This is a genomic window from Nocardia sp. NBC_01503, from assembly GCF_036327755.1.
In the GTDB taxonomy this organism is placed as follows: domain Bacteria; phylum Actinomycetota; class Actinomycetes; order Mycobacteriales; family Mycobacteriaceae; genus Nocardia.
Window position 1 is genome coordinate 7,521,402 of sequence record NZ_CP109596.1, and the last position, 11,751, is coordinate 7,533,152.

Annotated in this window: 12 protein-coding genes; 7 read left to right on the forward strand and 5 right to left on the reverse strand. The window is 66.7% G+C overall.

The genetic code is table 11. The annotated features are described in order from the left end of the window. Nucleotides 1-112: 112 nt before the first annotated feature. The 3 genes from OHB26_RS34570 to OHB26_RS34580 all read left to right on the forward strand — a co-directional run bounded on the left by OHB26_RS34570 (nt 113) and on the right by OHB26_RS34580 (nt 4,188). Nucleotides 113-901: an amino acid-binding protein gene (locus OHB26_RS34570; RefSeq protein ID WP_330181451.1), complete on the forward strand. Its 789-nt coding sequence runs from the start codon at nt 113-115 to the stop codon at nt 899-901. Nucleotides 902-1,016: 115 nt separating this feature from the next. Continuing rightward, the gene (locus OHB26_RS34575; RefSeq protein WP_330181452.1) at nt 1,017-2,456 is read left to right on the forward strand and encodes an ABC1 kinase family protein; all 1,440 of its coding nucleotides are present in this window, start codon (nt 1,017-1,019) and stop codon (nt 2,454-2,456) included. 178 nt (nt 2,457-2,634) lie between these two features. Then, complete coding sequence (locus tag OHB26_RS34580) at nt 2,635-4,188, forward strand: flavin-containing monooxygenase (RefSeq protein ID WP_330181453.1); 1,554 nt, start codon at nt 2,635-2,637, stop codon at nt 4,186-4,188. Here OHB26_RS34580 and OHB26_RS34585 read toward each other — a convergent pair. Continuing rightward, nucleotides 4,183-5,112, reverse strand: coding sequence for an endonuclease/exonuclease/phosphatase family protein (locus OHB26_RS34585; protein WP_330181454.1), 930 nt, complete (start codon nt 5,110-5,112; stop codon nt 4,183-4,185). The genes OHB26_RS34580 and OHB26_RS34585 overlap by 6 nt on opposite strands. Then, entirely contained in the window at nt 5,109-5,834 is a 726-nt protein-coding gene (locus OHB26_RS34590; RefSeq protein WP_330181455.1) for a hypothetical protein, read from the reverse strand. The genes OHB26_RS34585 and OHB26_RS34590 overlap by 4 nt, the downstream gene beginning before the upstream one ends. 76 nt (nt 5,835-5,910) lie before the next feature. On the opposite strand from OHB26_RS34590, the gene OHB26_RS34595 reads away from it, so the two are divergent. Together OHB26_RS34595 and OHB26_RS34600 are read left to right on the forward strand one after the other, a co-directional pair. Then, the gene (locus OHB26_RS34595; protein ID WP_330181456.1) at nt 5,911-6,573 is read left to right on the forward strand and encodes a response regulator transcription factor; all 663 of its coding nucleotides are present in this window, start codon (nt 5,911-5,913) and stop codon (nt 6,571-6,573) included. Continuing rightward, nucleotides 6,570-7,931 (forward strand): HAMP domain-containing sensor histidine kinase, encoded by a 1,362-nt coding sequence (locus OHB26_RS34600; RefSeq protein WP_330181457.1) that lies wholly within the window; start codon nt 6,570-6,572, stop codon nt 7,929-7,931. Before OHB26_RS34595 ends, OHB26_RS34600 begins: the two co-directional genes overlap by 4 nt. A gap of 33 nt (nt 7,932-7,964) precedes the next feature. On the opposite strand, the gene OHB26_RS34605 is transcribed toward OHB26_RS34600, so the two are convergent. From OHB26_RS34605 to OHB26_RS34615, 3 genes are all read right to left on the reverse strand, one after another. After that, a complete protein-coding gene (locus OHB26_RS34605; protein ID WP_330181458.1) occupies nt 7,965-8,531 on the reverse strand; it encodes a DUF6817 domain-containing protein in 567 nt (188 codons plus the stop codon). Nucleotides 8,532-8,542: 11 nt separating this feature from the next. Then, the gene (locus OHB26_RS34610; protein ID WP_330181459.1) at nt 8,543-8,953 is read right to left on the reverse strand and encodes a DUF1003 domain-containing protein; all 411 of its coding nucleotides are present in this window, start codon (nt 8,951-8,953) and stop codon (nt 8,543-8,545) included. Between the two features lie 69 nt (nt 8,954-9,022). Beyond that, entirely contained in the window at nt 9,023-10,066 is a 1,044-nt protein-coding gene (locus OHB26_RS34615; protein ID WP_330181460.1) for an AraC family transcriptional regulator, read from the reverse strand. 446 nt (nt 10,067-10,512) lie between these two features. Between OHB26_RS34615 and OHB26_RS34620 the strand changes: the two genes are divergently transcribed. Further along, a complete protein-coding gene (locus OHB26_RS34620; protein WP_330181461.1) occupies nt 10,513-11,334 on the forward strand; it encodes an SDR family oxidoreductase in 822 nt (273 codons plus the stop codon). Nucleotides 11,335-11,456: 122 nt separating this feature from the next. After that, nucleotides 11,457-11,729 (forward strand): GlsB/YeaQ/YmgE family stress response membrane protein, encoded by a 273-nt coding sequence (locus OHB26_RS34625; protein WP_330181462.1) that lies wholly within the window; start codon nt 11,457-11,459, stop codon nt 11,727-11,729. Nucleotides 11,730-11,751: the final 22 nt, after the last annotated feature.

The window sequence follows — 11,751 nt, forward strand, 5'->3', positions numbered from 1 at the left end:
TGTGCCCGGCCTCACTGAATTCGCCGCTGCCGCAACACTTTCGCCGTACAGTGTCACGACCTCTTTACACCACGGCACAGTGCGGAAACCTCGGCACCGCACGCTGGTGAATATGAGGCAATCCGAGGTCCATGCGCTGGCATGCGAAGTTTGCGGTCGTCTGCCCCATCCCCGTCGCACCCGGCTCACGCTCGCCAAGCTGGCCGCGGTGTTCCCCGTCGAATTGGCGCTGCACGCCCTCGTACTGCATCTGGAGCTGCCCTATCTGGCCGCCGTCGCCATTCTGACGATCACCACCACCATTCTCGTCATCTGGGTGGTGGAGCCGGGGGCCATGCGCTATCTCGCCCGCTGGCTGCACGGACCCGAGTTGAATCATCGCCAGCGCCTGGACAGCGCCGAACTGCTGTGGCGAATTCGCGTGCGCCTGGACAACACTCCGGGTCGTCTGGAGTTGCTGGCCAAACATCTGGCGTATCGCCGCGCGAATATTCTCACCGTGCATGTCCACCATCTCGAGGACGGCGTACTCGATGAGCTGGTGGTCTCGACCCCTGCCGATGTCGGACCGCCGCGACTGACCAATGCCATCGACCGCGCGGGCGGCATAGCGGTCGGCATCTGGCCCGCCTCCGCGCTGACGCTCGTCGACGGTCAGACCCGGGCGCTCGGACTCGCCGCGCGGGTGGCCACCGATCCGGAGGAGTTGCCCCTGGTCATCGCGGAATTGCTGGGCGCACAATATGTTTCGGCAGTTGAGCCCGAACTCCTACCGAGCGGAACGGTGCTGGAGATCGATCCGATGACCTTCGTACGCGCCGGGGACCCCTTTACCCCCGCCGAGATAGCCCGCGCGCATCGCCTCACCGATCTGGCTCGGTTGGCAGCACGGCAGGGCTGAATCCGTCTCAATATTCGGGATGGAGCCACACTATCCCGGCATTCCGGACCGCCCGGTTTCACACCGTGGCACACTGCCCCTGGCGCACGGATTGAGAGCGCGAGGGGTTGGTTTGATGACAGTTCGACGCATCGGGGGCGCGGACAGCGGCGGAAATCCGCCCGCCCGCAGGGCGGTTCGCAATGCCAGATTGGCGGCGCTGCCCATCGCGTTCGCGGGGCGGCGGGCCGCGGGCTTGGGCAAGCGCGCGCTCGGACGGCCCGCGAGCGAGGTGAATCTGGAGATTCAACGCCGCACCGCACAGCACTTCTTCGAGGTGCTCGGCGAATTGAAGGGCTTCGCCGCCAAACTGGGGCAGATTCTGGCCCTGTACGAGCTGGGGCTCTCGCCCGAGTTGGCCGAACCGTATCGAATCGCCTTGAGCCGCCTGCAGGACGCCACCCCGTCCATGCTCCCGAGCACCGTGCACGCGGTGCTGGCGGAGTCGCTCGGACCGGATTGGCGCGCCGAATTCCAGTGCTTCGAGGATCGGCGTGCCGCGTCGGCCACCATCGGCCAGGTGCATCGCGCGGTATGGCGTGACGGTCGCACGGTGGCCGTCAAGGTCATGTATCCGGGTGCGCGCGAGGCGATTCGGAGCGATCTGGAGCAGGTGCGGCGCATGTCCGGCCTGGCATCGGTCTTCGTGCCGAATGCCGATATCCGCGCACTCACCGAACAGCTCTCCGAATGTGTCACCGCCGAACTGGATTTCGCCGCCGAGGCCCGGCAGCAGCAGGTCTTCGCGACCGCCTTCGCCGATGATCCGGACTTCCGGGTGCCGGAGGTGGTGGCCCAGCGCGGCGATGTGATAGTCAGCGAATGGCTGGACGGCATCCCGCTCACCAGGCTCATCGCGACCGGCGCGCAGTCCGAACGAGATCGCGTGGGGATGCTGACGCTGCGCTTCGTACTCTCCGCACCCGAGCGGTCGGGACTGCTCTACTGTGATCCGCATCCGGGCAATTTCCGGATGCTCCCGGACGGCCGGCTCGGCGTGGTCGATTTCGGTGCGTGCGTGCCCTGGCCGCCGCCGGAGTTCCCGCTGCTGGTGCACGATGTCGCCGATGCCCTGTTCAATGGCGCTCCGGCCGATTTGGACAATGCCATGCGGCGGCACGGTTTCGCCGATTTCGAGACGCCCTTCGATGTGCACGCACTCACCGAACAGCTACTCCCTTATACCGATCTGCTGCGGCACGACACATTTCGCGCGGACAGCATCTGGCTGCGCAAGCGGGTGCGCGCGGCCATGAATCCGCGGTTGAGCAATGTGAATCGCCAGCTCACCATGCCCGCCTTCTACACTCCGTTCGCGCGCTCGATCCTCACCCTGCTGGGCCTGATCTGCCAGCTCGGTACCACCGGACCGCTGCGGGCCGAAATGCTGCGCTGGTCACCGGAGTTGGCGGAGGTGGTGCAGCGCCATCGCGCCCATACCGGCGGACCCGCCGACCTCACCGCGGCCCGAACGCGGCGGGCGGCCACCGCGAAGCGGGATGCCGCGGCCGGGTAATCGACTGCGACACAGCAGGTCTCAGCACCACATCGGTCCGCTGAGCGACAACCCTTGATCACTGTCCCAGACAGCTCTAGTCTGGAGTGACATCGGCACCGCTTTCGGAAGGCATGACATCGTGGTCACAGCATCGAACGGAAAGCCGGCACCGAGAGATTCGGGCCCGGACCATGAGGTGGCCGTTATCGGCGCGGGCCCCGGTGGTATCGCCGCCGGGGTCAAGCTGAAGCAGGCCGACGTCACCGATTTCGTCATTCTCGAGCGCGCCGACGAGATCGGCGGCAGCTGGAACGAGAACCACTATCCGGGCCTGGAAGTCGATATCCCGTCGATCGCCTACCAGTACTCCTTCGCGCGAAACCCCAACTGGAGCAGGCTTTTCGCCCCCGGCGCGGAGGTCAAGCAGTACCACATGGAGGTGGCGCGGCGCTTCGGGCTGTATCCGCATGTGCGGTTCGGCGTGAATGTGCTGAGCGAGGAGTGGGATGAGCGGAACCACCGATGGAACCTGCATATCGAGGGCGGCAAGGTCATTACCGCGCGCTTCGTGGTGAGTGCGGTCGGTGCGTTCATCACCCCTAAACAGGACCCGGGAATCGCGGGTCTGGCCGATTACCGGGGCAAAATGCAACGCCCCTCGGAGTGGGATCACGACTACGACCTGACCGGTAAGCGGGTCGCGATTATCGGCACCGGCGCGAGTTCGGTGCAGATCACCCCGTCCATCGCGGGCGAGGTGGGCAGTCTGTCGGTCTTCCAGCGCACGCCGGTGTGGTGTATTCCCAAGCCCAATCCCAGGATTCCCGAGGCGGTGAAGTTGGTCCTGCGCACCCCCGGGCTCCAGGCCGCCACGCACGGCGTGGTGCTGGTGGCCGTCGATGTGCTGCTGCGGGCCATGTCCAACGCCCCCATGTCGGTGGTCGAACCGACCATGCGCACGGTCGATGCCGCGGCCATCGCGGGCTATCGCGGACTGCTGCGCATGATGGTGCGCGATCCGCGCACGCGTGCCGCGCTGACCCCCGACTACGGTCCGATCGCCAAGCGGCCCACCGCGAATACCGGGTATCTGCTCAGCTTCAATCGCGACAATGTGGAGTTGGTGACCACGCCCATCGAGCGATTCACCGAGAACGGTATTCGCACCACCGATGGCACCGAGCGCGAATTCGACATGATCGTGCTGGCGACCGGATATCACGTCTTCTCCGATCCCGAGACCTATACACCCGGCATGGTGGTCGGGCAGGACGGGATGGATCTGGGCAAGTTCTACGCCGAGAACGGACTTCAGGCTTACGAGAGTGTGTCGCTGCCGAGTCTGCCGAATCGGTGGACGCTGGTCGGACCGTATTCGTGGTCCGGGAGCGGCTGGCATGCCTTCGTGGAGATGACGGCCGACCATGCGGTGCGGGCCATTTCCGAGGCGCGGCGACGGGGTGCGACCTTCGTCGCCGTTCGACAGGACGCGCACGACGCCTATCACCGCGATATCTACCGGCACGGTGCGGCGATGCGCTTCTATCTGGCCGAGCTCAATGCCCATGTGCCGACGTACTACCGGAATTCGCAGGGCGACAGCACCTATATCCGCCCCTCGGGCTTCTTCCGTGCCAGGCGCGGACATCGGCGATTCCCCTTCTCCGATTATCGATTCGAGCTGCGGCGGCCGCAGGCGCCCGCCGCCTCGACCGCTGGCGAAACCGGCGCGGTAGCAGGTGGATCATGACTCGACACCGCCGATCTCGGCCGATATCGCGCGGTGGTCGGGGCCGGGCAGTCGCGAGACCGAGGTGCCGGTGATCTTCAGGCCACGCACCAGGATGTGGTCGAGCCGGGCGAGTGGGAAGGCGGCGGGCCAGGTGAAGGCCGCGCCGGAGTGGATATCGCGGTAGCCGGGGGCGAAGGCGGTCCAGTGCCGGTCGGTGGAGGCGGTGTTGAAATCCCCTGCCACCACGATATGTTCGGCGCGATCGGCGGTGAGTTCGCGGGACAGTAGCGCGAGGCCGCGATTGCGGGTGGCGGTATCACCCGGGCGGATGGAGGGCAGGTGCACCACGTAGACGACGAGATCGCCTGCGGGGGTGGTGATATGGGTGCGCAGCCCGCGATGCCAGTCGACTCCCACATCGACGGGGGTGGTGTCCGAGATCGGGTAGCGGCTCCACAGGCCGACGGTGCCGGATTCGGTGCGATACGGGTAGATGTCGTCCAGGATCCGCAGGGCCGGTTCACGATTGGTGCCACCCAACTCCTGCACGGCGATGATGTCCGCGTCGATGGCCGCCAGGGCTCGTGCCGTGGCGAGCGGGGTGGTGTTGGCGGCGAACAGGTTCTGTGAGACGATCCGCACGCTCGCCGAGGTCGATACCGGGTGCGTGCCGGGAACCGGCGCCCACCAGGAGCCGAACAGGTACGTCCAGGCCAGCAGCGGGGCCAGGGCGGCGACCGCACCGGCGGGGCAGCGGCACAGCACCGCGACCACGGCCAGTATCGGGATGAGCGCGCCCAACCAGGGGGCCGCGGTATCGATCGCGACGCCCAGACCATCGGTATCGGGGATCCAGGTGTGTCCTATCAACATCAGTGTGAGAAGTGCTGCCGCACCGGCGAATACGACCACTCTGCCGGTGGAACGGGTCGCCTGCTTCACTGTGCCGGACACAGTCGCCGCGGCGTCCGGTCGCCCTTCGGCTGCGTGTAGTCGCGGGTGCCCGCGCGATCGTCGAAATCGTGTGCGCCGTACGCGCGCAGCGATCCGTCCTGCGAGCGCACGGTGAGGCTGCTGCCGATATCGGTGGGCACGACATAGCTGACGCCCCGCCCGCCGAGGGTGTACCCCCAGAACGGCATGGTGAGTGCGGAGGTGAGCGGCAGATCCGTGCCGACGAGCCCGGTGTCCGGACCATTCCAGAAGGCATCGCGCACCGGTAGCGACAACCCCTCGCCGCGCGGAATCTGCAGTGCGGTGGCCGACTTGTCGCCACCGGTGATCGGCCAGACCAGGTGCCCGTCCCGATTACCGTGCAGTTCGAGTCGCAGTCGGCCGTCCCGGGCGAAGGCGGTGGCGGTGAGTTCCCGGTCCGGATAGCTCCAGCGCGCGGTGGTGCCCTCGACCGCGATATCCCCGGCCCGCCCCAGTCGATCCGCGGCCGGGGCCGAGAGCTCGAGCCGCTGCCCGCCGACGGTCGCGTCGACCGCCAGCGATTCGGTGTCCACCTCGGCCGTGCCACCGGAGATAGCGATAGCCACTCGATTGCCATTCACTCGAGGCTTGGCCGGGGAGATATCGTGCGCGCACGCGGTGATCCCGGTCGCCGTCAGGCTCAGCAGGGCCAGCACGGCCAGCGGTCGATGCGATCTCCGAAGTCTCATGCGGGCCACGATCGCCCCCGCAGATGAGAGTCCGATGAGAAATACGCAGGTGAGGATATTACGTATAGTCCGGTGCGTGCGGGTATTGGTGGTCGACGACGAAGCCTCGGTGCGGGCGGCGCTGGTGCGCGCCCTGGACAGCGAAGGGTATGACACCCGCGCCGCCGCCGATGGCGCGAGTGCGCTGACGGAGATTGCCCGTTGGCAGCCGGAGGCGGTGGTCCTGGATGTGCTCATGCCGTTCATGGATGGGCTGACCACCTGCCGCACGCTGCGCGGGCGCGGGGATCGCACCCCGATTCTCATGCTCACCGCACGGGACGCGGTCTCGGATCGGATCCAGGGCCTGGACGCGGGGGCCGACGACTATCTGGTGAAACCGTTCGATCTGGACGAATTGCTGGCCCGGGTGCGGGCGCTGCTGCGGCGCACCTATCCCGAGGACGGCGTACTGCTGTCGGCCGGGGATCTGGTCATGGATACCGGTGCGCACACCGTCAAGCGGGGCCGTCGCGAAATCGAGCTCAGCCGAACCGAATTCGCGCTGCTGGAGGTGCTGTTGCGCAATGCCGGACAGGCGCTGCCCCGGGAGACGCTCATCGATCGGGTATGGGGGCATCAGTCCTCGAATTCGCTGGAGGTCTACATCCGCTATCTGCGACGGAAAATTGAAGCGCCGGAAGAGATCCCGCTGATTCATACCGTGCGCGGGATCGGCTATCGGCTGGGCGCGGCGTGAAGCGGCTCGGGCTGCGCGGGCGGATCGCCGTATTCTTCGTGCTGGCAATGGCTTCGGCACTGGCGGGCATGGGCACCGCCGCCTACGTGGTGGTCGGGCACGAGCTGAACAGTGCGCTGGATCTGGGGCTGCGCCGCCAATCCACCCGTATCGTGCGGCAATTCCCGGTCGAGCCGTCGGTGGCGGCCATGTCCGGGGCATGCGAGTACCTGGCCGCGCCCAGTTGTGTACAGGTGGTGGCCGCCGACGGCACCATCGAGTCCGAACATGTGCCCGGGTATTCACTGCCGGTCGATGCCGAAACCCGTGCTGTCGCAGCGGGATCGGCGCAGGGCTACTTCACCGATATCACCCTCGACGGCTATGCCATGCGCATGTACACCGCGCCGCTGCGGCCCGGTAGCGCCGTGCAGGTGGCGCAGCGTTCGGAGACGGTCGATACCGGCCTGCGGCGCACCGGTATCGCGCTCATGGTCGCCGCCGCCGTGGGCACCCTGCTGGCCGCCGTCCTCGGCACCGTGCTGGCGCGGCGGGCGCTGGCACCGGTGGCGGCGCTCACCGCGGCGGCCGAGCGGGTGGCGCGAACCCGAGATCCCAACCAGCACATCGCCATTACCGGACATGATGAACTGGCCCGGCTCGGCACGAGCGTCAACACCATGCTGGACGAGCTGGATACCGCGCTGCGCGGGGAACGGGATTCCCGTGCGGCACAGCAGCGTTTGATCGCGGACGCCTCACACGAACTGCGCACTCCGCTCACCGCGCTGCGCACCAATATCGATCTGCTGCGCCGTGCGGCGCGCCTGTCCCCCGCCCAACTGGACGAGACGGTCGCCGCGCTGCGCGTGCAATCCGAGGAGCTCTCCGGGCTCGTCACCGATGTCATCGATCTCGCGCGCGCCGATGATCCGGCGGCCCAGTGTGAGCCATCGGAGGATCTGCGCCTCGATACCCTGGTGACCGAGCGCGTGGAGATCGCCCGAAGGCATTGGACCGCAATCGACTTCGCGGTCGATTCGGCACCGGTCACCATTGCGGGCGTTCCGGCCCGGCTGGCTCGGGCGGTCACCAACCTGCTCGACAACGCCGCCAAGTTCAGCCCGGCTGGCGGGACCGTGCGGGTGACGGTGCGCGACAGGCGGCTCACCGTCCGGGACGACGGGCCGGGTATCGCCCCCGAGGACGCGCCCCACGTATTCGACCGTTTCTATCGCGCCGGAAGCGCCCGCACCACCCCCGGCCACGGACTCGGGCTGGCCATCGTGGCCCAGGTCGCGCAACTGCATGCCGCCGCGGTCACCGTGACATCCGAACCGGGCCGCGGCGCGGAGTTCGCCCTCACCTTCCCAGACTGACAACGGCACAGCCGGGTGCGGGCTCGCGCCGAGTCAGGGTGTGACGGGCGGAAGTTGGGCGTGGCAGTCGTGCCAGGCCTTCGGCGACAGGTGATGCCGGGTGCGCCCGAACAGCTCATGCAGCGCCACACCGTGCCGCGCCGCCAACTCCGAATTCTGTGTCATGACATCGAGTTCGTTCGCGGCGGTGATCTCCATGAACGCGCTCAGATCCCGCGGCTCCGCGTACTCCTCGGTCCCGGTGAAGCGGTCACGGAAGAGCACCTTGTCGTCGGCGAGCCGCGAATACACGGCCCCGCGATCGCAGCTGGCATAGAAGTACACCAGCGCCTCGGCGGGCTCCCCGATCAGATTCACCAGCATCGGCCGATCCGCGATATCGAGCAGCGACTGTCCGAATCCGTCGGTCCCGTAGGTGGCATGGCACAGCCCCGCCAGCTGAATATGGTCGGCCGCATCCCAGTCGGCGAGTAGTCCGGCGACCCGTTTCAAATGCGCCAGCAGGGTGCCGCCCGGATGCGGGATGCGGTCCGCACCGTGCTCGGTGAGAAACTGCTCGATTCGATCCCGTTGCGGGATGGACATATTGGAGGCGCTCACAGCCTCCAGTATCACCGCCCGCCGGTGGCCTCGTCGATGAGTCGCCGATGCAATTCGGTCGTCATATGATGAATAGCCCTGGTCAGCTCGGTATTGGTCTTGAGCTCCAATTCCTGCTGATTGAAGTCGTGATCGGCCTTGAGCTGCTGGAACTCCGCCTGCCGGTTCTGGCCGATCATGACGAACGTCGACAGGAAGATCGCCTCCAGCGACACCACCAGGGTGAGCGTGGGCCAGGGGCTCTCCTCGAAGAAGAGCATCCAGATGGCGAACCCGATCGCATGGATGTAGACGAACCGCATGGACCCGGCGAACTTGGTGATCCGATCCGCCAGTCGCAGTTGCATACTCGCGGCACGTCGTTCGCGGATTTTGACCACAGCGGGGTGCTGCTGAAGCGGCTTCGGCGACTGCTGCGTCACGGGTGAACTCCTGAACGATTCGGATGGCGGGTGTAGTCGGCGATCTGAATCGTAGGCGGCGAACCTCCGCTAGACCGGTTCCGGCACCGGCGTATCCGCGCGCGGACGCCGCGCCCGATACTCCTGCGGCGGGCAGCCCTTCCACCGCCGGAAGGCCCGGATGAACGAGGCCGCCTCCGCGTATCCGAGCCGTCTCGCCACCTGTTCGGTGGTCATATCGGTGTGATCGAGCAGCTCCTCGGCCAGCAGCTGGCGCACTTCGTCCAATAGCGCGCGAAAGGAGGTGCCCTCTTCATTGAGTCGCCGCGACAGCGTGCGCGGGCTCATGAAGAGCTCCGCCGCGACCGCCGCCTGATCGGGCACTTCACCCGGATCGCGCACCAGCAGATCCCGCACCGCCCCCGCCACACCGGTGCGCGCCTGGCGGCGAGTGAGCAGATCACGACAGAGCTGTTCGCAGGTATCGCGCGCCCACTCATTGGCCTGCGGCAGTGGCATACCCAGGCACGCGCTGTCGAAGGCCAGCACATTCGCGGGCGCCCCGAAGGTCGGCTCCACCCCGAAGACCGCGCGATAGCGACCGGTATCGGCGGGCCCGGGATGCCGGAAGGCGACCCGGCGCATCGGCACCCCGGCGGCGACGAGTTCGCGACCGATCACCTGAACGCCGGTCACCGCACGTTCGGTGAGAAAGCCGCGCACATCCTCGGGCACCTCACGATCATCGAAGAGCAGTCGCGCCTCACCGCCGGACTCCTCGAAGGACAGCTGCCCGAAGGCGAAGGCCAACTCCACATAGCGCAGCGCCACCTCGACCGCGTCACGCAGGGTGCGACTGCTCAGCAGCGCCAGACCCCACGGTCCAGACAGCGAGAGGTGATAGCGCGTGCCCGCTTCCACTCCCAGCCCCGGCTCGGTCCCGAAGCGGGCCAACAGATTCCGCACCACCAGTACCTCCTGGCGCGCGGTGATCGCGGCATCTGAGTCGAGCACCGCCTCGGCGGAGAGGCCCGTCCCAGCCACGCAGGCCGCGGCCGCCATTCCCCGCTCCTGTGCGAGCCGCGTCATGATGTGCACACCGGAGCTGTTCCGCAAAAGATCCCAGTCGAACATGTACCCAAGTCCTCATCGACTCCACCGACAACCGTCCGGGGTGACCCGGACAGCCACACGATATGCCGAATCGGCCGTGTCTGAGTCAGTTTCCCACAAGAGCCCCGTATCTCCGCTATGTCTTGCCTGCCTTCGAGGACTCGGCCCGTCGGCCCCGGACAGGCTTCGGGCGCTGAAATCTCGAATGCACTTGCAGCGCAATACCTTCCCGGCGGTCTTGTTTCGTCACGTAACAGAATGCTCGCGCTCGCGATTGCATACCTATCCGGTTGCCAGATCGGTGACGACGCAAGGGAATCCGCATCATGAGCTCACATACCCTCCTGCTATTGCCTGTTCTGGCCGGTTCGGCCTTCGGAGTCGGAGTGTGGCTCGGTATTCGCTCGTGCGCCGACGGCGCGCATCGGCATAAACGTCCGGACAGTAAACCGCTAACGTTCTGATTCATGAGCACGCATTCGACGCGCACCCGCACCGTGGTGGTCACCGGCGCATCCTCCGGTATCGGTAAAGCGACCGCGGCGGCGTTCGCGGCCAAGGGCGACAAGGTGATCGGCACCAGCCGCAATCCGGACTCCATCGACGCCGCGGATCGGGTACCCGGCGTGGACTACCGCGCACTGGATCTCACCGACAGCGCCTCGATCGAGCGCTTCGTCGCCGATCTGGGCGGGGTCGATGTGCTGATCAACAATGCCGGGGAGAGTCAGGCCGGTCCGCTGGCCGAACTCCCCCGCGATGCCATCGAGCGACTGTTCCAGCTCAATGTGTTCGGTGCGGTCGCACTGACCCAGGCGGTGCTGCCCGGTATGCGCGAACGCGGGTACGGGCGGGTCGTCATGGTGGGCTCCATGCTGGGCAGCTTCCCCATGCCGTACCGCTCCTCCTATGCCGCGACCAAGGCGGCGCTGCGCGGCTTCGCCACCGCGGCCAGGTTCGAGGAGTCGCCGTTCGGGGTGTGGATCACCACCATCGAACCCGGGCAGATCGATACCGGACTGCGCGAGCGGCGCACCAAGTACATCGACGAAGGTTCCCCGCACACAACCGATTTCGCACGCTTCATGGCCAAGATGGATGAGAAGCAAGGGCAGGGCATCACCCCCGAACGGGTGGCCGCGACGATTGCCGGTGCGGTCGCGGCGGATCGGCCCAAACCGCTGTACGCGATCGGATCGAACGCGCCGATCATGTTCGCGGTGCGCCGAATTCTGCCGCGCACGGTCATGGAGCGGCTCATCGCCGCCTCCTACGGCCTGAAACGCTGAGTTATCGCAGGAAGGACACGACTGAGACCCACATCCCGTCGCAGGCATCCTTTCCACTTCTGCGGGTATGCGCACCACAGGACGCCGGGACGCCCCGGTGTCGCGTACAGAAGGAGAGAATCATGCTTGGTCTGGGCATTCTCGGCTGGATCATCATCGGCGGCCTCGCGGGCTGGATCGCCAGCAAGATCATGAAAACCGACGCCCAACAGGGCATTCTGCTCAATATCGTGGTGGGCGTGGTCGGCGGCCTGATCGGCGGCTTCCTACTGAAGCTCTTCGGGGTGGATGTCGAAGGCGGCGGCCTCTGGTTCAGCTTCTTCACCTGCCTGGGCGGCGCGGTAGTGCTGCTGTTCCTGGTCAATCTGGTTACCGGCCGCAGAGCCCTGCGCTGACACCCCCCGCGAGACCCTGCCC

Coding starts and splice junctions, on each gene's coding strand:
- OHB26_RS34620 (WP_330181461.1), top strand. CDS start 10,513: ATGAGCACGCATTCGACGCGCACCCGCACCGTGGTGGTCACCGGCGCA.
- OHB26_RS34590 (WP_330181455.1), bottom strand. CDS start 5,834: ATGAGACTTCGGAGATCGCATCGACCGCTGGCCGTGCTGGCCCTGCTG.
- OHB26_RS34575 (WP_330181452.1), top strand. CDS start 1,017: ATGACAGTTCGACGCATCGGGGGCGCGGACAGCGGCGGAAATCCGCCC.
- OHB26_RS34615 (WP_330181460.1), bottom strand. CDS start 10,066: ATGTTCGACTGGGATCTTTTGCGGAACAGCTCCGGTGTGCACATCATG.
- OHB26_RS34570 (WP_330181451.1), top strand. CDS start 113: ATGAGGCAATCCGAGGTCCATGCGCTGGCATGCGAAGTTTGCGGTCGT.
- OHB26_RS34625 (WP_330181462.1), top strand. CDS start 11,457: ATGCTTGGTCTGGGCATTCTCGGCTGGATCATCATCGGCGGCCTCGCG.